Here is a 20374-nt window from a genome sequence, read left to right on the forward strand (position 1 = left end):
TAACTTCATCACGTTAACGGAATCGGGCTTGCCTCCACGGGCCAGGCCGATAAGGGCTTGCCGTCTCCCCGCTCCACCGGACTGGTCATTGTGCTGAAACGACACTTCTTTCTGTTCGCGGCCGCCGCCGCCGTCGCCCTCATGGTGTTGGCGGTTGTGCTGCGCATGGCTTTCGCGGGCGAGGAGGGCGGTGGACCGGGCGGGCCCGGCGGCGCGCGCGGCGCCCAGGAAGTCGCCGAGATTCGCGTTATCGATCGGGCCTTCAGCGACAGTTTCGAGGTTCTGGGCGTGGCGCGCGGCCGCCGGTCCGTGGACATCACCTCCGCCACCACCGAACTGATCACCCGGGTCTTCTTCTCGGACGGTCAGCGGGTGGCCGCAGGTGCGCCGCTGGTGGAGCTGCGCGCCGACGAGCAGGACGCCGGCATCATCGAGGCCGAGGCGAGACTGCGTCAGGCCCGCCGCGACATGGAACGATGGGAAAGCCTCGCCGAGCGCGGCATCGCCCCGCGCGTCACGGCCGAACAGGCCCGCACCGATTTCGAGACCGCCCAGGCTGCGCTGGAAGGCGCCCAAGCCCGACGCGGCGAGCGCATGATCCGCGCGCCCTTCGCGGGCGTTCTGGGTCTCACTACCGTGACCCCCGGAACGCTGGTGAACCCGGGCACAGTGATCGCCACCCTGGACGACGTCTCGGTCGTGCGGGTGGATTTCCAGGTGCCCGAGCGCTACCTGCCCATGCTGCGGCCCGGCGTGGCCATCACGGCCCGGGCCGACGCCTATCCGGGGCGCGAGTTCTCCGGACGCATCGCCGATCTGGACACCCGCATCGATCCGCAGACGCGCGCCCTGACCGCGCGGGCCGAGTTTCCCAATCCCGACCTGTCCATCCGTCCGGGCATGAGCATGCGCGTTTCGGTGGCCCAGGGCGAACGCTCCGCCCCTGCGGTGCCCGAGGCGGCTGTCCAGTATGAAGGCTCGGGCGCCTTCGTCTATCGCATCGCCTCGGACGGGGAGCGCAGCACCGCCCAGCGCATCGAGGTTCAGGCCGGCGTCGTCGAGGACGGCATGGTCGAGATCGTTCAGGGCGTGGATGTGGGCGACCGGGTGATAAGCTCGGGACTCAACCGCATTCAGCCCGGCGCGGCGGTTCAGGTCGCCGAGGCCGGCGCCACCCCGGCAGTGTCCCGGACCACGCCTGACGGCGCCGCCGTCACCCGGACCTCCGCCCCATGATGCTTTCCGACGTCGCCGTCCGTCGCCCGGTCTTCGCCGCTGTCGCGGCCATCGTGCTGTGCGTCATCGGCGCGGCGGCGTTCTTCTTCCTGCCGGTGCGCGAGCTGCCCGACGTGGATCCGCCCATCGTCTCGGTCAGCACCAACTATGCGGGCGCCTCGGCAGAGGTGATCGAGAGCCGGATCACCGAGCCGATCGAACAGCGCATCGCCGGCATCCAGGGCATCGAACGCGTCACCTCGTCCAGCCGCGATGGCCGCTCGCGCGTGTCCATCGAGTTCTCTCTGGACCGCAACATCGATGACGCGGCCAATGATGTGCGCGACCGCATCTCGCGCGTGCTGGGCAGTCTGCCGGATCAGGCGGACTCGCCGGAGGTGGCCAAGGCCGACACCGACGGTCAGCCCATCATGATCCTGTTCCTGCGGTCGGAGACCATGAACCGGCTGGAGCTGACCGACTACGCGGACCGCTATCTGGTGGACCGCTTCTCGGTGGTGCCCGGGGTCGCGGCGGTGCAGATCTACGGCGACCAGGAGTACAGCATGCGCATCTGGCTGGACGCCGCCGCCCTTGGCGCGCGGGGCCTGACCGTGTCGGATGTGGAATCCGCCCTGACCCGCCAGAACATCGAGCTCCCGGCCGGGACACTGGAGTCCGTGGACAAGGACTACACGGTCCGCGTGGCGCGCAACTACTCGACTCCCGCCGAGTTCGCCAACCTGCCCGTCAGCGCCTCGGGCTCGGGCGAGGGGACCTATGTCACGCGTCTCGGCGACATCGCCCGGGTCGAGGAGGCCCCCGCCGAGGATCGCCGCGTCTTCCGGGGCAACGGCCTGGACCAGATCGGTCTGGCCATCACGCGTCAGTCGCAGGCCAATGACCTCGAAATCTCGGAGGGCGTCCAGGCCTTGCTGGCAGAGGTCCAGCCCGGTCTGCCCGAGGGCAGCGAGCTGGTCGTGGGCTCCGACAATTCGGTCTTCACCAAGCACGCCATTGATGAGGTGTGGATCACCATCGGCATCGCCCTGGCGCTGGTGGCGCTGGTCAATTTCATTTTCCTGGGCACGCTGCGGGCCGCGCTGATTCCGTCGGTTGTGGCGCCCATCTGCCTGCTGGCCACCTTCATCATCCTGGCCCCGTTCGGCTTCTCGCTGAACCTGCTGACGCTGCTGGCTCTGGTGCTCGCCATCGGCCTGGTGGTGGACGACGCCATCGTCGTGACCGAGAACATCCAGCGCCGTATCGACCATGGCGAGCCGCCGCTGGTGGGCGCCGAGCGGGGCGCGCGTCAGGTGTTCTTCGCCGTTGTCGCCACCACGGTCGTGCTGATGGCGGTGTTCGCGCCGCTGATGTTCCTGCCCGGCTATGTGGGCCGCCTGTTCGTGGAGCTGGCGGTGGCCATCACCGCGGCCATCTTCTTCTCCGCCTTCCTGGCGCTGAGCCTGTCGCCCATGATGGCGTCCAAGATTCTGCGCCCGGCATCGGGGCAGGGCTGGCTGGCGCGCAAGGTCGACGCCGGCATGGACGCGCTGAAGCGCTCCTATCAGGCGTCGCTCGAGGGGCTTCTGGGCGCCCGGCTTGCGGTGGCGGGCGTGGGTGTGGTGATTGTCCTGATCATGATCGGCTCTGCGGTCATGTTCATGAGTCTGCCCAATGAGCTGGTGCCGAACGAGGACCGCGGCCGCGTGATGGTGCGGGTGCAGGGCCCCGAGGGCGCCGGCTTCAACTACACCCGCGACATCATGCTGGGGCTTGAGCCCCAACTGGCCCAGTACCATCAGTCCGGCGAGGCGGCCTCCTACATGATCTCGGCCCCCGGCTGGGGCGGCGGGTTCAGCGGCGGCAACGCCATCCTGGCCCTTGCCGACTGGGGCGACCGCGACCGTTCCGCCGATGAGATCGCCCAGGAACTGAACCGCAATCTGCGCAACCAGACCGGCGCCCAGGTCAACGCCTCCACGCCGGGCTCCTTCCAGCGCGGCGCGGGCGGCGGCAACTCCGTCGAGTTCATCATGGTCGGAGCCGAATACGAGCGGCTCTATGAGTGGGTCCAGCCCATCATGAACGCGTCGCTGGATAACCCGGGTCTGTCTCGCCCGCGCCTGAACTACGAGCCGAACGCCCCGCGTCTTCTGGTCGATGTGGATCCGCAGCAGGCGGCCGCCCTCGGCGTGTCCTCACAGGATATCGGCCGGACGCTGGAGACGATGTTCGGATCACGCCGCGCCACCACCTACATTCGCGACGGGCAGGAGTACGACGTCATCCTGCAGACCGCGCGCGAGAACCGGACCAGCATCGACGACCTGCGCAGCCTGTATGTGACCACGGGCTCCGGCCAGCTGGTGCCGCTGTCGTCTGTGGTCCAGACCCAGACCTCGGGCGACACGCCCGACCGCCGTCGTCTGGATCGTCAGCGCGAGATCACCCTCAGCGCCGATCTGAACCCCGGCTACACCATCACCGACGCGGTGGAATGGTTCGAGGAGCAGGCCGCCCAGCAGCCGCAGGGCATCGCCACCATCCGCTGGGGCGGCGCGGCGCGGGATCAGTCCGAGGCGGGCGGCGCGGTTGCCCTGGCCTTCGGCCTGGCGCTCGTGCTGGTGTTCCTGGTGCTGGCCGCCCAGTTCGAGAGCTGGATCACCCCGGCGGTGATCATGCTGACCGTGCCCCTGGCCGCAGCCGGAGGGCTGTTCGGCCTGGTCATGGCCGGCTCCAGCCTGAACATCTATTCCCAGATCGGCCTGATCATCCTGATCGGGGTGGCGGCCAAGAACGGCATCCTCATCGTGGAGTTCGCCAACCAGCTGCGGGATCAGGGACGAACGGTCAAGGAAGCCATCGTCGAGGCCTCGGCCCTGCGTCTGCGCCCGATCATCATGACCTCCATCGCCACCGCCTTCGGCGCCCTGCCGCTGGTGCTGTGGCAGGGGGCCGGCGCCGCCAGCCGCCAGACCATCGGCGTGGTGATCTTCTCCGGCGCCCTGTTCGCGACCCTGCTGACCCTGTTCGTGGTGCCGGTGATCTACGGCGCCCTGGCGCGCTTCACCCGCTCGCCGGAGTACACGGCACGCAAGATCGAGGAATGGGAAGCCCAGGAAATCGCCGCCAACGACGGCCTCAAGCACGCGGCGGAGTAGCGGGTTTGCTGATGGGGCGTTGATCCCGGCGTTGGCCGGAAGGCGCTGATTTCAGGCCTCGGGGCTGTAGCCGGTCTCGAGTTTCAGCCAGCCGATCAGGTCGCGCCGGTCGGTCTCGTCGCGCACGCCGGCGAACGCCATCTTGTTGCCGGGCAGGAAGCTGCGCGGGTTGTTCAGCCATTCGTCCAGCTGTTCCGCCGTCCAGGCGAAATCGGCCTCGCGCAGGGCCGGGGAATAGTTGTAGCCCTCAACCGATCCGGCCTGACGCCCGAACACGCCCCACAGGTTCGGTCCGGTCATGTTCGGCCCGCCCTCGGGCAGGGTATGGCACGACCGGCACCGCGCGAACACGCGACGGCCGTTCTCGGTATCGGCTTCGCTGTAGGGCAGCGGCAGGGACGCCAGGATCACCGCACGCTCCTCGTCGCTCAACGGACGCTGAGCCGTCGGGGTCATGGGTTCGGGCGACGCGCCGCGGTCTGCCGTCGAGGCGTCATCGCCGGACCCGCAGGCCGCGAGCCCTGCCGCCAGGCAGAATATCCAGACAGCTCTCATGATCATCTCCCGCCGCCGCGATCATCGCGTCTGTCAGGACCTAACAGCCCCCCACAGGTTTTCAATCCGACAGGCCGTCGCGGGCCGCCCGACGCCCTCGCCGGAACCACGCGTCGGGCCATGGATTGGCTTTCCATCACCTCTGGACAGATGGAGACGCCAATGACCGATCAGCCCGTGGACCGCCGCAACGAGGACATCGAAAAAGCCGCCGAGCGCCTCAACGAAAGAGCCGACGCGCTCCAGCACAAGGACCGCGGCGTCCCCCTTCCCGAGGACCGCGACCAGGACGGCGTGGGCGAGGCCGGGGGTCTGGTGCCCTGACAGAGGAGGATGGTGCCGGTTGCAGGAATCGAACCCGCGACCTTCGGTTTACAAAACCGCTGCTCTACCAGCTGAGCTAAACCGGCGCTTCGGCGTGGGGTTATGAGGGGTGCGGCCCGCGACCGCAAGCCTCCGATCAATCCAGTTTCGCGGCGATCCTGTCGGCCAGCGCGCGCAACGCCTCGGGCTCCGCCATGGGCGCATGGCTGTGGCCCTTCAGGGCCCGGTCGGCCCAGCGCGGGACGATATGAAAATGCAGGTGGAAGATGGTCTGGCCGCCGGCCTCGCCGTTGAACTGGCTGATGGTTATCCCGTCGGGCTTCAGGGCCTTGTCCACCGCTATCGACAGCCGCCGCACCGCCTCGGTGACGCGCGCCAGCGCCTCCGGCTCGATCTCCAGCATGGTGCGGGCGGTGGAGGTCTTCGAGATCACCAGCACATGGCCTTCGGACTGGGGAAACACATCCATGAAGGCCAGGACGTGCTCGTCCTCCCACACCTTCACCGCCGGGATCTCGCCACGCAGGATTTTGGCGAAGATGTTGTCGGGGTCATAGGCGCCGTGAAGGCTCATGGGCGGGCTCCTGGAGTTTCGCTCAGCATAGGTCAGGCGGACCGGAACGGCGAGTATTCCGCCGTCATGGCCTCGATCTCGGCGGCGACGGCGAGGCGTTCCTGATCCAGATAATTGGCCACCGGCTCGCGCAGCAAGGGATCGGCGATGTGGTGGGCCGAATAGACCGGCGTGGGCAGATAGCCGCGCGCCATCTTGTGCTCGCCCTGCGCCCCCGCCTCGACCCGGGACAGGCCCCGCGCGATGGCGAATTCGATGGCCTGATAGTAGCACAGCTCGAAATGCAGGAACGGCCGGTCCTCCAGCGCGCCCCACTGACGGCCGTACAGGGCCTCGCGGCCGATGAAGTTCAGGGCTCCGGCGATGGGTCGCTCACCGTCGAAGGCCATGACCAGCGCGATGCGGTCGCGCATGCGCTCGCCGATCAGGCTGAAGAAGGCGCGGTTCAGATAGGGCCGGCCCCATTTGCGGTCCCCGGTGTCCAGGTAGAACGCATGGAAGGCGTCCCAGTGCGCCTCGGTGATCTCGCCCCCGGTCAGCACACGGATGTCCAGCCCCGCCTGCGCCTCGCGCCGCTCGCGCCGGATGGTCTTGCGCCGCGAGGAGGAGAGGGCGGCCAGAAAGTCGTCAAACGTCGCGTAGCCGTCGTTGCGCCAGAGGTACTGCATGTCCTGCCGCAGCAGCAGGCCCTGCTCGCCCATCCGTCGCCACTGCTCGGCGGAGGGAAAGTTCACGTGCAGGGACGAGGCGCCCGTGCGGTCGCACAAGGTGCGCGCCCCCTGCAGCAGGGCGACGCCGACCGTGGCGGCGTCGGTCTCCGGCGCGTTCAGCAGGCGCGGCCCCGTCACCGGCGTGAAGGGCACCGCCGACAACAGCTTGGGATAGTAGCGCCCGCCCGCCCGCTCGTAGGCGTCGGCCCAGGCGTGGTCGAACACGTATTCGCCCTGGCTGTGGCCCTTCAGATAGAGCGGCATGACGCCCAGCACGGCGTCGTCCGGCCCATGCAGGGACAGATGGCGCGGGCCCCAGCCCTGCGCCTCCACCGCACAGCCCGCGTTCTCGCAGGCGTCCAGGAAGTCAAAGCTCACGAACGGGTCGCCCGTGGGCGCCGCGCAGGCGTCCCAGGCGTCGCGGCCGACATGGGCGATGCGGCCGTGGACCTTCAGGATGAAGTCGGCGTCGGTGCTCACCGCACCTCGACGACGGCGTCCACCTCGACGGCGAAGCCCAGCGGCAGGCGATAGACGCCGACAGCCGAGCGGGCGTGGCGGCCCGCGTCGCCGAACACATCCACCATCAGGTCGGAACAGCCGTTGATGACCTTGGGAATTTCGATGAAGTCGCCCGCCGCCTGGACGAAGCCGCCCAGTTTGACGATGCGCACCACCCGCTCCAGATCGCCGTCGCAGGCGGCCTTGATCTGGGCCACCAGATTGATGCCGCACAGGCGCGCGCCGGCCACCGCGGTCTCCAGATCCACGTCGTCGCCGACCGTGCCCTTGATGCCGCCACTGGCGTCGTTCGACAGCTGACCCGAGATGTGGACCAGATTGCCGGCGCGCACGAAGGGCACATAGTTGGCCACGGCGGCTGCGGGCTTCGGCAGGTCGATACCGAGGTCTTTGAGGCGGGCTTCGATGGTCATGAGGGCTCCTGAGGCTTTGCACGGGATTTAGACGTCCCGTCGCCCGGCTTCAACGCCCGCCCGGCCACGACGGCCCCCGCGCCGAACTTTTCCCTCAGGGCGTCGATGGTGGTTTCGGTCTTCAGGGCGCGCGTCTGGTCATGGGCGAACAGTCCGGCGGGGGCGTCCTCGGCGTCCACGATGTCGGCCATGCCGATGCCGATCAGGCGCCACGGACGGCCGATCTCGGGCTTCAGCAGTTCGCGACCCACGGCGAACAGGCCGCGCGCGGTCTGGATCGGGTCGGGCACGGTGCGCCGCCGCGTATAGAGGCGAAAGTCGTTGGCGCGCAGCTTCAGCACGATCACCCGGCTGGCGACCCCGTCCCGGCGCGCCTTGGCCGCCAGCTTCTCGCACAGGGGCCACAACTCGGCCTCCAGCGATTCAAGGGTGCTCAGGTCATCGTTGAAGGTGGTCTCCGCGCTCATGCCCTTCCGGTCGTGGTCCGGGTTCACTGGCCGGGCGTCACGGGCGTGCGCCAGATCGTACAGGCGCAGGCCGGACTCTCCGTAGCGGCGCACCAGATCCTTCACCGCCGCCCGGGCCAGATCACCCACGGTGGCGTAGCCGTCGCTGCGCAGGCTCTTCGAGAACACCTTGCCCACGCCGGGCAGGATGGTCACCGGCTTGTCGGCCAGCAGGCTTTTCGCCTCCGCCGCCCCGATCACCGAGAAACCCCGCGGCTTGTCCAGCTCCGACGCGATCTTGGCCAGGAACCGGTTGGGCGCCAGACCGATGGACACGGTCAGGCCGGTCTCCTCCTCGATCTGCTTCTGCAGCCGGATCAGCTGGAACGCGGGCGGCCCGCCGTTCAGGCGCTCGGTGCCCGACAGGTCGGCCCAGGCCTCGTCCAGCGACAGGGTCTGGATCAGGGGCGTCAGGGTCGCCAGCGCGCCCAGGATGCGGCCGCTCTCATGCTTGTACTTGGTGAAGTCCGGTTTGATCACAACGGCTTCGGGGCAGGCCTTCAGGGCCTTGAACATGGGCATGGCCGACCCGACGCCGTACAGCCGCGCCACATAGCAGGCGGTGGACACCACGCCCCGCTTGCCGCCGCCCACGATCACCGGCTTGTCGCGCAGTTCGGGCCGGTCGCGCTTTTCCACCGACGCGTAGAAGGCGTCGCAGTCCAGGTGGGCGATGGTCAGGCTGGCCAGTTCCTCGTGAACCACCACGCGCGGCGACCCGCACGGCGGGCAGCGCGATACCGCCCGGTCGCCGGTCCACAGACAGTCGCGGCAGATGGCCTTCATCGCCCGGTGTTCGCCCTTCACGCCAACTTAAGGATGCCCGGCCATAGTGGCGCTCAACAAGATGCGGGCCGTTCCTGACCATATAGGGCGGCCGAAGCGTCTCGGCAGGGAACAGACCGGTCGGTGATGATGTCCAAGAAAGTCCTCATCGTCGAGGATAACGAGCTGAACATGAAGCTCTTTCATGATCTGCTCGATTCTCAGGGTTATGAGACGCTGCAGACCCGCGAGGGCCTGCAGGCGCTGGCCCTGGCGCGCGAGCATCGCCCCGACCTGATCCTCATGGACATCCAGCTGCCCGAGATCTCCGGGCTTGAAGTCACCAAATGGCTCAAGGAGGACGAGGACCTGGCCCATATCCCCGTGGTCGCCGTCACCGCCTTCGCCATGAAAGGCGACGAGGAACGCATCCGCGAGGGGGGGTGCGAAGCGTATATCTCCAAGCCCATCTCGGTGATGGGCTTTCTGGACACTGTGAAACGGTATGTGTCGTAACGGGGCAGGCCTATGACCGCGCGCATTCTGGTGGTCGATGACGTCGAGGCGAACGTCCGCGTGCTCGAGGCCAAGCTGACGATCGAGTACTACGACGTCCTGAAATGCTCGGACGGCCCCACCGCGCTCGAGATCGCGGCTCGCGATCAACCCGACATCATCCTGCTGGACGTCATGATGCCCGGCATGGACGGGTTCGAGACCTGCCGCAGGCTGAAAGCCGACCCCGTCACGCGCCACATCCCGGTGGTCATGGTCACCGCCCTGGATGGCCGTGAGGACCGCATCAAGGGTCTGGAAGCCGGCGCTGACGACTTTGTCACCAAGCCCATCGACGACGTGGTGCTGTTCGCCCGCGTCCGCTCGCTGAGCCGGCTCAAGCTGGTCATGGACGAACTGCGCGAGCGCGAGGAGTCCGGACGCCGGCTGGGCCTTGAGGAGGGTTCCGCCCGCATGCGCGGCATCGGCGGCCGCGTTCTGATCGTGGACGACAACGAGCGGCAGGCGAACAAGATCTTCGACCAGCTCAAGGAAGAGCATCGTCCGGTGATCGAGTCCGACGCCGGCAACGCCCTGATGGCCTCGCGCGGTCCGGTCGACCTGATGATCATCAATGCGGCGGCTGACAGTTTCGACGGCCTGCGCCTGGCGGCCCACATCCGCTCGGCCGAAGCCAGCCGGCACCTGCCCCTGTTGATCATCATCGAGCCCGAAGACCGCACGCGCCTGGTCAAGGCGCTGGAGCTGGGCGTCAACGACGTGCTGACCCGGCCGGTGGACGCCCAGGAACTGGCCGCCCGCGCCCGCACCCAGATCCGGCGCAAGCGCTACACCGATTTCCTGCGCGACAAGCTGGACCACAGCCTGGAGATGGCCGTCACCGACGCTCTGACCGGCCTTCACAACCGGCGCTACATGACGACCCAGCTGCAGGCCCTGGCCAACCGCGCCTCGCGCGGGGGAGAGCCGGCGGCGGTGATGGTTCTGGACATCGACCACTTCAAGGCGGTCAACGACGGCTTCGGCCACGATGCGGGCGACGAGGTGCTGCGCGAGTTCGCCGTGCGTCTGGCCACCAATGTGCGGGCCATCGACCTGCCATGCCGCTATGGCGGCGAGGAGTTCGTGGTGGTCATGCCCGGCGCCTCTCTCGATGCCGCCGAGCGGGTGGCGGACCGTATCCGCCGGGACATCGGGGGCGAGCCCTTCCGCATCATGGGCGGCCGGGAACTGCTGACGGTGACCATTTCGGCGGGCGTGGCGGCGACCAACGGCCCCTATGACACGCCCGAGGCCCTGCTGAAGCGGGCCGACGAGGCGCTCTACGAGGCCAAGAGCTCGGGCCGCGACCGGGTCATCGCCCGCGCGGCCTAAGGTCGGGCGCCCGAACGGCAGGCAAAGCAAAACGCCCGGTCGGCCGACCGGGCGTTTTCAATTCTGGCCGCAGATCAAGTGATTACTTGATCTTGCCTTCCTTGAATTCGACGTGCTTCTTCACGACCGGGTCGTACTTACGGACGACCATCTTCTCGGTCATGGTGCGCGCGTTCTTCTTGGTGACGTAGAAGAAGCCGGTGTCCGCCGTGGAATTCAGGCGGATCTTGATGGAAGCCGGTTTGGCCATCGGGACTACCTTGGAGCAAGCGGTCGAAACGTGAGTCGCGGCCGCGAAAATCGGAGCGGCGGAACATACTCAGGCCCGCGCCAAAGTCAACGGCGGGTGGGACATGAGCGGTTTTCCTTGTGCGGGACGGCTTGGCCGTTACGGTGGTCGACCATGAACATGACCCTCAAGGCCTTCAGCGCCCCCGTCGCCATCCTGTCCGCCCTGGCCATCGCCGCGTGCTCGCAGCCGGCCAATGACGAGGCTCCGGCCACCGACACGGCCGACGCCCAGGACGCCTTCTTCGCCAATCTGACCGAACTGTGCGGCCAGCGGTTCGAGGGTGAGGTCATCACCGACGACCCTGTGGATGCCGATTTCCGCGCCCAGCGCCTGCTGATGCATGTGCGCGACTGTTCGGATAGCGAGATTCGCATCCCGTTCTGGGTGGGCGAGGATCACAGCCGCACCTGGGTCATCACCCGCAACGACGACGGCGGCCTGACGCTGAAGCACGACCACCGCGACCCCGACGGTACGGAGCACACCCTGCACTGGTATGGCGGCGACACGGCGACCGAGGGCACGGCGACCCGCCAGGAATTCCCGGTGGATCAGTTCTCCATCGACCTGTTCAACCGCACTGACGCCCAGGTCTCGACCACCAACGTCTGGGCCGTCGAGGTGAACCCCGGCGATACCTATGTCTATGAACTGGCCCGCGAGAACCGCCTGCTGCGCGTCGCCTTCGACCTGACCGAGCCGCTTGAGGAGTAGGGGCTACTCCACGTCGATCTCGACGATCGTCACGGACGAGGCCACGATCTGGGGAACCAGCAGATGCCCGCGGAGGGTATCGTAGCCAATGGCGGCGGGCACAGCGATATCGCCCGCCACCGCCCGGGCCTCGCCTTCGGCGCTCACATGATAGACGTTGTGGCCATTCTGGCTGGCCACCAGCAGGCCGCCGTCGGCCAGGGCGACGATGCCGTCGATGCGGCCGGTGGGAAGGATCATTTCCCGCACCACCGCGCCGGTCTGCGCATCACGGAAGGTCAGCACGTCCGACAGCAGGCCCCCATGCACCACCAGACCCTCCGCCGTCACCGCGACCCCGTTGACCCGGTGCAGGTCCGCCGACCGCGCGACGAACGTCTCCACCGTCCCGTCCGGCTGGATGCGGTACAGGGCGCCGTGGTCGTTGTCGGTCCCCGAATCGGTGACATAGGCGACGCCCGCCTCGGTGACGTACAGGTCGTTCAGACGCACCGCGTCCGGCACCTCGATGGTGCGCAGCGGCGCGCCGGTGCGCCGGTCGAACACCCGGATGGCCTTCTGGTCCGCCACGTGGATCTCGTCGCCCCGGATGAACAGGCCCAGCGGCTCGTGCAGGCTGACGCCGTCGACGCCGCCCTCGATCCATTTCAGCTCCAGCACCACGCCCTCGGGCGACACCAGCGAGACGAAGCCGTCGTTCCCGGGCCCGCGCGGACCCAGATTGGCGACGATGTAGCGATCATCCGCCGCGTCATACCGGACCGCCTCGGAGTTCTCGAAGCCGACGTCGGCGATCACCTGCTGCGCGGCGGCCGGTGCCGCCAGGGTCAGGGCGGCGGGCAGGACTAGGCGGGCGAGGGTCTTCATGGCTGATCTCCGGGGGGAAGGGTCACGATAGCGTTCAGGCGTCGACGAACTGCACTCAAGACAGCTTGCGGGGCCCGCCCGAGGGGCGAGAGACGTTCGGCTTCAACAGTGGCGATCTTTGCGGTTCTGATCACCGACGGCGCCGGCAAGCCGGCCTCGCCGTAGTTGTCGCCAAAAGACACATCGCCGTCCCATGGTCGGTTTTCGGCGCTTGTGATCATCAGTATCCAGATCAGCCGACCCCCGGGGCCCAATGGCATGCCAGAAATCACCAGCGCAGGTCGGTGCTGCTCGGTGTTCCGATCCGTGTAGGGAAAGGGAGCCCGGACGATGTCGCCGGGCTCAAAGACCGGCATAAGCCCGGCGATCCGCTTCCCCGTCCCACTCGTCAAACGTTGTGAAGGGGTCATCCTGAACCGGCGCTCGAGCCTTGATCAGGGTCACGCGCCCGTCCTTGATCTCGTAGGCCAGTTCATCGCCTTCCTTCAGACCCAGGGCGTTGCGAACAGCCTGGGGAATGGTCGTCTGGGCTTTGCTGGTGAGACGGCTGGTGATCATGATGTAAGGATAATCCTTACTTGTTAGACGTCAAGCTCCGCCACCGCGAACCGCGCGTTCTGTTGGATGAAGTCGAAGCGGGCCTCGGCCTTCCTGCCCATCAGGCGTTCGACCAGATCCATGATCTCGTCCTCGCTCTCTGGCAGGGTGACGCGGGCCAGGGTGCGCTTCTTCGGATCCATGGTGGTCTCCTTGAGCTGGGCGGCCATCATCTCGCCCAGACCCTTGAAGCGGCCGATCTCGACCTTCTTGCCCTTGAAGGTGGTGGCCAGCAGTTCGTCGCGGTGGGCGTCGTCACGGGCGTAGTCGCTGAGCGGCCCCGCGCTGATCCGGTACAGCGGGGGCAGGGCCATGAACAGGCGGCCCTGGCGGATCAGGTCCGGCATGGAGCGGTAGAAGAAGGTGATCAGAAGGGCGGCGATGTGCGCCCCGTCCACGTCGGCGTCGGTCATGATGACGATGCGCTCGTAACGCAGGTCATCGACGCTGAACCGGCTGCCCGCCTGCACCCCCAGCGCCAGCATCAGGTCGGTCAGTTCCACGTTCTGGCGCAGCTTGTCGGCGGTGGCCGACGCCACGTTCAGGATCTTGCCGCGCAGGGGCAGGATGGCCTGGGTGGTGCGGTCCCGCGCCTGTTTGGCAGAGCCGCCGGCCGAGTCGCCCTCGACGATGAACAGCTCGGTGCCGGCCGCCGCCTGACGCGAGCAGTCCGACAGCTTGCCGGGCAGGCGGAGCTTGCGCGTGGCGGCGGCGCGCTGGACTTCCTTGTCCTTGCGGCGGCGCAGACGGTCCTCGGCCCGGTCGATGACGAAGCCCAGCAGGGTCGAGGCCTGTTTGGGGCTTTCGGTCAGCCAGTGATCGAACGGATCGCGCACCAGCTGTTCGGTCAGACGCTGGCCGTCGGGCGAGGACAGGCGGTCCTTGGTCTGGCCCTGAAACTCGGGATTGCGGATGAACACCGAGACCATGGCCCCGGCGTTGGCGATCACGTCCTCGGCGGTGATCAGGCCCGCGCGCTTCTCGCCCGACATCTCGCCATAGGCCTTCAGGCCCTTGACCAGGGCAGCGCGGAAGCCCGCCTCGTGGGTGCCGCCGTCGGGCGTCGGCACGGTGTTGCAGTAGGACGAGACGAAGCTGTCGGCGTCGCCGAAGCCGATGGGCGACCAGGTCACGGCCCATTCCACGGCCCCGGCCTCGCCCTTCTTTTCCACCCGGCCGGCGAAGGCGGGGGTGACGGTGTCGATCTCGCCGATGCGCTCGGCCAGGGCGTCGGCCAGGCCGCCGGGGAAGTGCAGGGTCGCCTCGGCGGGCGTGGCGTCGGTGATCCGTTCCGGCGCGCAGGTCCAGCGGATCTCCACGCCCCGGAACAGATAGGCCTTGGACCGCGTCATGCGGTACAGGCGCGCGGGCTTGAACGCCGCCCCGTGGCCGAAGATCTCGTCATCGGGGCGGAAGCGGATCAGGGTGCCCTTCTTGCGGCTGGTCCCGAGCTGTTCGATGGGGCCCAGCGGGTGGCCCCGGCTGAACGACTGGCGCCATTCGTGCCCGTCGCGCCAGACGGTCACGTCGAGCCGCTCGGACAGGGCGTTGACCACCGACACGCCCACGCCATGCAAACCGCCTGAGGTCTCATAGGCTTTGCCGGAAAACTTGCCGCCCGAGTGCAGCACGGTCATGACCACTTCCAGCGCCGACTTGCCCGGATGCTTGGGATGCGGGTCCACCGGGATGCCCCGGCCGTCGTCGCGCACCGACAGGAAGCCCTCGGCGTCCAGATCGACAGTGATCAGTTTGGCGTGGCGGGCCACCGCCTCGTCCATGGCGTTGTCCAGCACCTCGGCGAACAGGTGGTGCAGGGCGCGCTCGTCGGTGCCGCCGATGTACATGCCGGGCCGCTTGCGCACCGGCTCCAGCCCCTCCAGCACCTCGATGGACGAGGCGGAGTAGGCGTTGGCCGCCCCGCCCGTGGGGGCTGGATGCGGCTCCACCGGCGCGGCCACGGCCTCGGGCGCGACGGGGGCCTGAACCTTCAGTTCGGGCTTGTCCGCCTTGGGGGCGGGATCGGGGAGGTCGTCAAACAGGGAAGCGGGAGAAGTCATGCGCCAGTCTTGCCGCGATTCGGGGAGCGATCAGCTAAGCCCCGCCGCCCCGGGTAGCAAGCGTCAGTGGTTCAGCGCCCGGGCATGGGCGGGCAGGGGCCTCGCCGCCGGCCGTCTGGCGGCGGCGCGTCGTCTCGGCTCGTCGATCACCTCGGGCGGCGTCAGGGGCGCAAACGCCCGCGCCAGAACCGCCATGAACAGCACCCACGGCAGATCCTGATGCCGCAGCAGCACGCTTTCCGACAGGCTCAGCAGCAGGAAGGCGGCCAGATAGCCTGCCGCCCAGAAGCCTTCCTGACGACCGGCCACCGGCAGGCGCAGGAAGCTGCCCATGACGCCCACCACCACCACCGCGCCCACCGACCACACCCCGATCCAGCCCAGCTGGATCAGCACCTCCAGCCAGCCCTGGTGGGCCGAGGGCACGTCCCACTGGTTCTGCACGCGGATATAGTTGGCCGGGTCCGAATGCAGGCCCCAGAAGGCGGCGTAGCCGTAGCCGGTCATGGGCCGCTGCTCGCTGAACCGGCCGATGGCCTCCCAGATCTCGGTGCGGCCGGTCAGGGACGGGTCCTTGCCCAGGGCCTCGAGGATGAACTCCGGCGCGGCGACCAGCACGCCCACCAGCGCCGCTACGGCGACCACGCCGGTCCAGACCCCCGCCACGGCCAGGGCCGGGCCGATCTTTCTCAGCACCCACAGCCCGCCGATCACCCCGCAGGCGGCCATCAGACACAGCAGGGCGGTCTTGGACTGGGTGCCCAGGATCATCAGCACGCAGAAGGGAAAGGCGACCATGGCCAGCCGTCGGTGCGGTCCCGGCGAGGCAAGCACGGCGGCGGCGGCCACCGCGCCGGCCACCATGACCCAGCCCATGGTGTTCTTCTCGTACCAGACCCCGCGCCACAGCCCGGCGTTGACGTCCTGGTGAATGCCGATGGAGGGCAGGGCGACCACGAAGATCAGGCTCAGCACCGCCAGGATCAGCGCCGTCTGGGTCAGCAGCACCGGCAGTCTCCGCCCCGGCCAGGCGGCGGCCAGATAGACCGCAAAGAAGGTGCTCATGACCAGGGCGATCACCCGCCGGATGGTGATTTCCGGGGCCAGGGACCAGTAGCGCGACGCATAGGCCAGCAGCGCCAGCAGAAGCAGCAGCAGCAGCGGAAACCACAGCCGCGCCATGGCCTCGTAGCGGGACGCCATCAGGCCGAGGATCGCCACATAGGCCGGCAGCCACATCAGCCGCAGCAGGCTGGAGTCCGCGCCCCCGCCGCTGGACGGCGCGAACACCGGCCCCAGGATGGCGCCCGACAGCATGATCAGCAGCCCGATCGAGGCCACGCGCTCCCACATGGCCGGCTCCCGATAGCCGGGCGGCGGCGTCCTGTGCGGGGGCGAGGCGGGTATGTGAGTCACGCGGGGAAGGTTGCGCGCTGGGCGTTAAGGATTGGCTTATCCCGCCACACCCACCGTCATCCTCGGGCTTGTCCCGAGGATCCATGGTTCAGCAGTCTGTGAGCGTCGGAGGAGGCGATATCCGCCTACCGCACCCACCTTTCGCAAGGTGGACAAATGGGTCCTCGGGACAAGCCCGAGGATGACGAAAATTACTTGCGACGTGCGAAAGCGGCTTCGACGTAGACTTCAAGTTCAGGCCGGACCTCGTCCCAATCCCGCGCACCGGCTTCATCGACCGGCTCCCAGGGCGCGCGCGGATCCCCGTTGGTCCAGGTGAAGTCGTCATAGTCGAACAAATGCTGGTCCAGCAGGGTGGCCGCCAGAACCTCCGGCGTGACTCCCAGCGCCTCCGCCTTCTTGGTCAGCTTGGCGACCGTGTAGTCGCTCAGGGTCAGGTTCAGCGCACCGTCTGCCATGACCGGAGAATAGCCGATATCGTAATGGCCGCCTAACGGGAAAGCGTGGCCGCTGGTCGGCCGCATCCACCTGTGCAACTCTTCACAGGTTCAGGGGAGGAGCTTCATGCTGAAGCGGCTGTTTGGCAAGGGCACGTTTCTCGACCCTGACGTAGAGCACTGGCACCTCGAGACTTGGGGGCTTCTGATCCAACGGCTCGGTGCGGAGGTCTCTCTTTCGGAAACGCCCGTCGCCCTGCCCACGCGAGAGTTCTTTCCCCCGACCGAGGCGACCGGCCACGCCCGGGCTGAGCACGTCTTCGCCTGCGTGAAATCCGTCATGGGCATGGACGCGTGGCCCGTTTCACTCGAGGCGCAGACGGAACGGCGGGGAGGCGAGCGGATCGCCGAGTTCGCGTCTACGGAGGCGGTTGACGCGCCGGCGGGAACATTCCGTGTCGAGGCGGACGGACGGGTGGTGATCACCTACTCACCGGAGCTCGTTGATCAGCCCGGTGATCTGGTTACGACACTGGCTCACGAACTCGCGCACTACCTGCTCGCCAGCCACAAGGAACTCGTCGAGGACGAGACCCACGAGCTTATGACCGACCTTGCGGTCGCCTATGCCGGCCTGGGTCTGTTCGGAGCCAATGCTGCGTTCAGCTTCGGCCAGCACGGCGACGCCTTCAGTCAGGGATGGTCCTCGCAATCTTCGGGCTATCTCTCACCACGAAGCTGGGCCTTCGCCCTGGCTGTATTCGCGCGGCTGCGTGGCGACGATGGAGGCATCGAGCCGTACCTGAAGCCGGAGATCGCGTCGCTGCGCCGGGACGCCTTGCGGTATCTCGACAAACATCCCGATCTGCTGGCCGCGTTGCGCCCGGCCTGATCAGGTCTTCTCCACGAACGTATCGATCACCTTCTTCTCGCCGGCCTTCTCGAAATCCACCACCAGCTTGTTGCCCTCGATGGCGCGGATGGCGCCATAGCCGAACTTCTGGTGGAACACGCGCTCGCCGCGCGCCCAGTTGGACGAGGCCTTCGGGTCCCCCGTGGCGATCAGGCGGCCCTTGCCCTCGATGACGGCGTTGCGGGCCATGCGGTCGCGCGGCGTGGTCGAGGCGGTGAAGCTCTGGGCCCGCTTCCAGCCGGGGCTGGAGTATCCCGCGCCGAACACCGGCGTGTCGTCCCAGCGGGACTTGGCCTCTTTCAGGCCCGGGCCGGCGCCGTAATAGCCGGTGTCGCTCTCGGCCTGCACATGGTCGATGGGCAGTTCGTCCACGAAGCGGCTGGGCAACTGCGACGTCCAGCGGCCATAGACCAGACGGTTGGCGGCGAAGCTGATGCGCGCGTCCTCACGGGCCCGCGTGACGCCCACATAGGCCAGGCGCCGTTCCTCCTCCAGACCCTTCTCGCCCTTCTCGTCGATGCTGCGCTGGGACGGGAACACCCCTTCCTCCCAGCCCGGCAGGAACACCAGCGGGAACTCCAGCCCCTTGGCGGCGTGCAGGGTCATGATCTGCACCGCGTCCTCGCCCGCGCCCCGGTCCAGATCCATGACCAGCGAGACATGCTCCAGATAGGCCTGCAGGCTGTCGAACGCCTGCATGGACTGGGTCAACTCCTTGAGGTTGTCCAGCCGGGTCTGGCCGCTGGCCCGATCGGCGCGCTGCATGTCGGTGTAGCCGCTTTCCTCCAGAATGGTTTCGGTCAGCTCGCCATGGGACACGGTCGCCGCCATGGCCCGCCAGCGGTCCAGATCGCGCACGAAATTGGACAGGGCCGTGCGGGTGCGGGCCTGCAACTCGTCCGTGTTGATCAGGCCGCGCACGGCGGTCAGGGCCGACAGGTTGTGCTGGCGGGCGATGGCCAGGATTTTCTGCACCGAGGTGTCGCCGATGCCGCGCTTGGGCGTGTTGACGATCCGCTCGAAGGCCAGATCGTCGTCCTCGGACTGGATCAGCCGCAGATAGGCGTGGGCGTCGCGGATCTCGGCCCGCTCGAAAAAGCGCGGCCCGCCCACCACGGTGTAGGGGATGGCCAGCAGGACGAAGCGCTCCTCGAACGCCCGCATCTGGAACGAGGCGCGCACCAGAATGGCGATGTCGCTGTAGTTGCGGCCGGCGCGGCGCTGGGTCTCGATCTCGTCGGCGATCAGGCGGCTTTCGGCCTCGCCGTCCCAGACGCCCTGCACCCGCACCTTCTCGCCGCCGTCCGCCTCGGTCCACAGGGTCTTGCCCAGACGGCCCTTGTTGGCCTCGATCAGGCCCGAGGCGGCGCCCAGGATGTGGGAGGTAGAGCGATAGTTCCGCTCCAGCCGGATCACCTTCGCGCCCGGGAAATCCCGTTCGAAGCGCAGGATGTTGTCCACCTCGGCCCCGCGCCAGCCATAGATGGACTGGTCGTCATCGCCGACGCAGCAGACGTTGCCGGTGGAGGACGACAGCAGCCGCAGCCACAGGTACTGGGCCACGTTGGTGTCCTGATACTCGTCCACCAGAATGTATTTGAACCGCCGCCGGTACTCCTCGGCCAGATCCGGGTTCTTGCCCAGAATGGTCAGGTTGTGCAGCAGCAGGTCGCCGAAGTCGCAGGCGTTCAGCGAAACCAGCCGCGCCTGATAGGCGGCGTACAGCCCCTTGCCCTTGCCGTTGGCGAAGTCCTCGCCCGCCGGCAGGGTGTCCGGGGTCCAGCCGCGGTTCTTCCAGTGGTCGATCATCCCGGACAGGGACCGGGGCGTCCACCGCTTGGTGTCGATGTTGGCCGCTTCCAGCAGCTGCTTCAGAACCCGTTCCTGATCGTCCATGTCCAGGATGGTGAAGCTGGATTTCAGGCCCACCAGCTCCGCATGGCGGCGCAGGATCTGGGCGGCCACGCTGTGGAAGGTGCCCAGCCAGCGCAGGCCCTCCGCCGACGGCCCAATCAGATGGGTGATCCGCTCGCGCATCTCGCGCGCGGCCTTGTTGGTGAAGGTGACCACCAGCAACTCCCACGGCCGCGCCTTGCCCGTGGCCAGAATGTGCGCCAGCCGCGTGGTCAGCACCCGCGTCTTGCCGGTGCCCGCGCCCGCCAGCACCAGCACCGGCCCCTCGGTGGTTTCGACCGCCAGCCGCTGTTCGGGATTGAGCCCGGCCATGTAGTCGCCGGCGCCCTGCGGGGCGCCCTCGGGCGGGCGGGCGCGGGCCAGGTCGGAAATGCGGGGAGACGGAAGATCGGTCACGAAACGAAAGGCTGCCTGATGCGGATTCGAAAGGGGAGAACATAAGTAGCACGCGGCGACGCGCCAGCGCGACCGTCGGGAACCGCAAGGCTTGGATTCCGTTTCGGCTCCATCAGAAAACAATGGGAGG

Annotated in this window: 20 protein-coding genes and 1 tRNA gene; 7 read left to right on the forward strand and 14 right to left on the reverse strand. The window is 67.8% G+C overall.

What is annotated here, in order from left to right:
- Nucleotides 1-57 precede the first annotated feature (57 nt).
- Together ACK4SE_RS11520 and ACK4SE_RS11525 are read left to right on the forward strand one after the other, a co-directional pair.
- Nucleotides 58-1236 (forward strand): efflux RND transporter periplasmic adaptor subunit, encoded by a 1179-nt coding sequence (locus tag ACK4SE_RS11520; RefSeq protein ID WP_409692697.1) that lies wholly within the window; start codon nucleotides 58-60, stop codon nucleotides 1234-1236.
- Nucleotides 1236-4379, forward strand: coding sequence for an efflux RND transporter permease subunit (locus tag ACK4SE_RS11525; protein WP_409692850.1), 3144 nt, complete (start codon nucleotides 1236-1238; stop codon nucleotides 4377-4379). Before ACK4SE_RS11520 ends, ACK4SE_RS11525 begins: the two co-directional genes overlap by 1 nt.
- A 51-nt stretch (nucleotides 4380-4430) precedes the next feature.
- On the opposite strand, the gene ACK4SE_RS11530 is transcribed toward ACK4SE_RS11525, so the two are convergent.
- Nucleotides 4431-4934, reverse strand: coding sequence for a c-type cytochrome (locus tag ACK4SE_RS11530; RefSeq protein WP_409692699.1), 504 nt, complete (start codon nucleotides 4932-4934; stop codon nucleotides 4431-4433).
- Between the two features lie 162 nt (nucleotides 4935-5096).
- Between ACK4SE_RS11530 and ACK4SE_RS11535 the strand changes: the two genes are divergently transcribed.
- Nucleotides 5097-5258: a hypothetical protein gene (locus ACK4SE_RS11535; protein WP_409692702.1), complete on the forward strand. Its 162-nt coding sequence runs from the start codon at nucleotides 5097-5099 to the stop codon at nucleotides 5256-5258.
- Between the two features lie 10 nt (nucleotides 5259-5268).
- Here ACK4SE_RS11535 and ACK4SE_RS11540 read toward each other — a convergent pair.
- The 5 genes from ACK4SE_RS11540 to ACK4SE_RS11560 all read right to left on the reverse strand — a co-directional run bounded on the left by ACK4SE_RS11540 (nucleotide 5269) and on the right by ACK4SE_RS11560 (nucleotide 8769).
- A tRNA-Thr gene (locus tag ACK4SE_RS11540) sits at nucleotides 5269-5344 on the reverse strand.
- 50 nt (nucleotides 5345-5394) lie between these two features.
- Entirely contained in the window at nucleotides 5395-5832 is a 438-nt protein-coding gene (locus ACK4SE_RS11545) for an HIT family protein (RefSeq protein ID WP_409692705.1), read from the reverse strand.
- 32 nt (nucleotides 5833-5864) lie between these two features.
- Nucleotides 5865-7022 (reverse strand): GNAT family N-acetyltransferase, encoded by a 1158-nt coding sequence (locus ACK4SE_RS11550; protein WP_409692708.1) that lies wholly within the window; start codon nucleotides 7020-7022, stop codon nucleotides 5865-5867.
- Nucleotides 7019-7477 carry a RidA family protein gene (locus tag ACK4SE_RS11555; RefSeq protein WP_409692710.1) on the reverse strand — a complete coding sequence of 153 codons (459 nt, stop codon included), beginning with the start codon at nucleotides 7475-7477 and terminating at the stop codon, nucleotides 7019-7021. The genes ACK4SE_RS11550 and ACK4SE_RS11555 overlap by 4 nt, the downstream gene beginning before the upstream one ends.
- Complete coding sequence (locus ACK4SE_RS11560) at nucleotides 7474-8769, reverse strand: DNA polymerase IV (protein ID WP_409692853.1); 1296 nt, start codon at nucleotides 8767-8769, stop codon at nucleotides 7474-7476. Before ACK4SE_RS11560 ends, ACK4SE_RS11555 begins: the two co-directional genes overlap by 4 nt.
- 129 nt (nucleotides 8770-8898) lie before the next feature.
- Between ACK4SE_RS11560 and ACK4SE_RS11565 the strand changes: the two genes are divergently transcribed.
- Both ACK4SE_RS11565 and ACK4SE_RS11570 read left to right on the forward strand, forming a co-directional pair.
- Nucleotides 8899-9264, forward strand: a complete 366-nt coding sequence (locus tag ACK4SE_RS11565; RefSeq protein ID WP_292105212.1) for a response regulator — start codon at nucleotides 8899-8901, stop codon at nucleotides 9262-9264.
- A 12-nt stretch (nucleotides 9265-9276) separates the two neighbouring features.
- The gene (locus ACK4SE_RS11570; protein WP_409692713.1) at nucleotides 9277-10638 is read left to right on the forward strand and encodes a PleD family two-component system response regulator; all 1362 of its coding nucleotides are present in this window, start codon (nucleotides 9277-9279) and stop codon (nucleotides 10636-10638) included.
- A gap of 82 nt (nucleotides 10639-10720) precedes the next feature.
- On the opposite strand, the gene rpmG is transcribed toward ACK4SE_RS11570, so the two are convergent.
- Nucleotides 10721-10888, reverse strand: a complete 168-nt coding sequence (gene rpmG, locus ACK4SE_RS11575; protein ID WP_370235175.1) for a 50S ribosomal protein L33 — start codon at nucleotides 10886-10888, stop codon at nucleotides 10721-10723.
- Nucleotides 10889-11041: 153 nt separating this feature from the next.
- Here rpmG and ACK4SE_RS11580 point away from each other — a divergent pair, with 153 nt between their 5' ends.
- The gene (locus ACK4SE_RS11580; protein WP_409692716.1) at nucleotides 11042-11644 is read left to right on the forward strand and encodes a hypothetical protein; all 603 of its coding nucleotides are present in this window, start codon (nucleotides 11042-11044) and stop codon (nucleotides 11642-11644) included.
- 3 nt (nucleotides 11645-11647) lie between these two features.
- On the opposite strand, the gene ACK4SE_RS11585 is transcribed toward ACK4SE_RS11580, so the two are convergent.
- The 6 genes from ACK4SE_RS11585 to ACK4SE_RS11610 form a co-directional block, all read right to left on the reverse strand.
- Nucleotides 11648-12511 carry an SMP-30/gluconolactonase/LRE family protein gene (locus ACK4SE_RS11585; RefSeq protein ID WP_409692719.1) on the reverse strand — a complete coding sequence of 288 codons (864 nt, stop codon included), beginning with the start codon at nucleotides 12509-12511 and terminating at the stop codon, nucleotides 11648-11650.
- Entirely contained in the window at nucleotides 12508-12921 is a 414-nt protein-coding gene (locus ACK4SE_RS11590; RefSeq protein WP_409692722.1) for a type II toxin-antitoxin system PemK/MazF family toxin, read from the reverse strand. The genes ACK4SE_RS11585 and ACK4SE_RS11590 overlap by 4 nt, the downstream gene beginning before the upstream one ends.
- Nucleotides 12854-13069, reverse strand: a complete 216-nt coding sequence (locus ACK4SE_RS11595; RefSeq protein ID WP_409692724.1) for an AbrB/MazE/SpoVT family DNA-binding domain-containing protein — start codon at nucleotides 13067-13069, stop codon at nucleotides 12854-12856. Before ACK4SE_RS11595 ends, ACK4SE_RS11590 begins: the two co-directional genes overlap by 68 nt.
- Before the next feature lie 23 nt (nucleotides 13070-13092).
- Nucleotides 13093-15168 (reverse strand): DNA topoisomerase IV subunit B, encoded by a 2076-nt coding sequence (gene parE / locus ACK4SE_RS11600; protein ID WP_409692727.1) that lies wholly within the window; start codon nucleotides 15166-15168, stop codon nucleotides 13093-13095.
- A gap of 63 nt (nucleotides 15169-15231) precedes the next feature.
- Nucleotides 15232-16521: an O-antigen ligase family protein gene (locus ACK4SE_RS11605; RefSeq protein ID WP_409692730.1), complete on the reverse strand. Its 1290-nt coding sequence runs from the start codon at nucleotides 16519-16521 to the stop codon at nucleotides 15232-15234.
- 254 nt (nucleotides 16522-16775) lie between these two features.
- Nucleotides 16776-17108: a hypothetical protein gene (locus tag ACK4SE_RS11610; protein WP_409692732.1), complete on the reverse strand. Its 333-nt coding sequence runs from the start codon at nucleotides 17106-17108 to the stop codon at nucleotides 16776-16778.
- Between the two features lie 40 nt (nucleotides 17109-17148).
- On the opposite strand from ACK4SE_RS11610, the gene ACK4SE_RS11615 reads away from it, so the two are divergent.
- Nucleotides 17149-17913 carry a hypothetical protein gene (locus ACK4SE_RS11615; protein WP_409692735.1) on the forward strand — a complete coding sequence of 255 codons (765 nt, stop codon included), beginning with the start codon at nucleotides 17149-17151 and terminating at the stop codon, nucleotides 17911-17913.
- Here the strand turns inward: ACK4SE_RS11615 and ACK4SE_RS11620 are convergent, their stop codons facing one another.
- Nucleotides 17914-20244: an ATP-dependent helicase gene (locus ACK4SE_RS11620; protein WP_409692738.1), complete on the reverse strand. Its 2331-nt coding sequence runs from the start codon at nucleotides 20242-20244 to the stop codon at nucleotides 17914-17916.
- Nucleotides 20245-20374: the final 130 nt, after the last annotated feature.

The sequence above is a fragment of the Brevundimonas sp. genome (assembly GCF_046293315.1).
Classification (GTDB): domain Bacteria; phylum Pseudomonadota; class Alphaproteobacteria; order Caulobacterales; family Caulobacteraceae; genus Brevundimonas.

Bases quoted from the DNA above. Each gene is read 5' to 3' on its own strand.
- ACK4SE_RS11525 (WP_409692850.1), top strand. From the start codon at position 1,236: ATGCTTTCCGACGTCGCCGTCCGTCGCCCGGTCTTCGCCGCTGTCGCG.
- ACK4SE_RS11530 (WP_409692699.1), bottom strand. From the start codon at position 4,934: ATGAGAGCTGTCTGGATATTCTGCCTGGCGGCAGGGCTCGCGGCCTGC.
- ACK4SE_RS11535 (WP_409692702.1), top strand. From the start codon at position 5,097: ATGACCGATCAGCCCGTGGACCGCCGCAACGAGGACATCGAAAAAGCC.
- ACK4SE_RS11545 (WP_409692705.1), bottom strand. From the start codon at position 5,832: ATGAGCCTTCACGGCGCCTATGACCCCGACAACATCTTCGCCAAAATC.
- ACK4SE_RS11555 (WP_409692710.1), bottom strand. From the start codon at position 7,477: ATGACCATCGAAGCCCGCCTCAAAGACCTCGGTATCGACCTGCCGAAG.
- ACK4SE_RS11560 (WP_409692853.1), bottom strand. From the start codon at position 8,769: ATGAAGGCCATCTGCCGCGACTGTCTGTGGACCGGCGACCGGGCGGTA.
- ACK4SE_RS11565 (WP_292105212.1), top strand. From the start codon at position 8,899: ATGTCCAAGAAAGTCCTCATCGTCGAGGATAACGAGCTGAACATGAAG.
- ACK4SE_RS11570 (WP_409692713.1), top strand. From the start codon at position 9,277: ATGACCGCGCGCATTCTGGTGGTCGATGACGTCGAGGCGAACGTCCGC.
- rpmG (WP_370235175.1), bottom strand. From the start codon at position 10,888: ATGGCCAAACCGGCTTCCATCAAGATCCGCCTGAATTCCACGGCGGAC.
- ACK4SE_RS11580 (WP_409692716.1), top strand. From the start codon at position 11,042: ATGAACATGACCCTCAAGGCCTTCAGCGCCCCCGTCGCCATCCTGTCC.
- ACK4SE_RS11585 (WP_409692719.1), bottom strand. From the start codon at position 12,511: ATGAAGACCCTCGCCCGCCTAGTCCTGCCCGCCGCCCTGACCCTGGCG.
- ACK4SE_RS11590 (WP_409692722.1), bottom strand. From the start codon at position 12,921: ATGACCCCTTCACAACGTTTGACGAGTGGGACGGGGAAGCGGATCGCC.
- ACK4SE_RS11595 (WP_409692724.1), bottom strand. From the start codon at position 13,069: ATGATCACCAGCCGTCTCACCAGCAAAGCCCAGACGACCATTCCCCAG.
- parE (WP_409692727.1), bottom strand. From the start codon at position 15,168: ATGACTTCTCCCGCTTCCCTGTTTGACGACCTCCCCGATCCCGCCCCC.
- ACK4SE_RS11605 (WP_409692730.1), bottom strand. From the start codon at position 16,521: ATGTGGGAGCGCGTGGCCTCGATCGGGCTGCTGATCATGCTGTCGGGC.
- ACK4SE_RS11610 (WP_409692732.1), bottom strand. From the start codon at position 17,108: ATGCGGCCGACCAGCGGCCACGCTTTCCCGTTAGGCGGCCATTACGAT.
- ACK4SE_RS11615 (WP_409692735.1), top strand. From the start codon at position 17,149: ATGCTGAAGCGGCTGTTTGGCAAGGGCACGTTTCTCGACCCTGACGTA.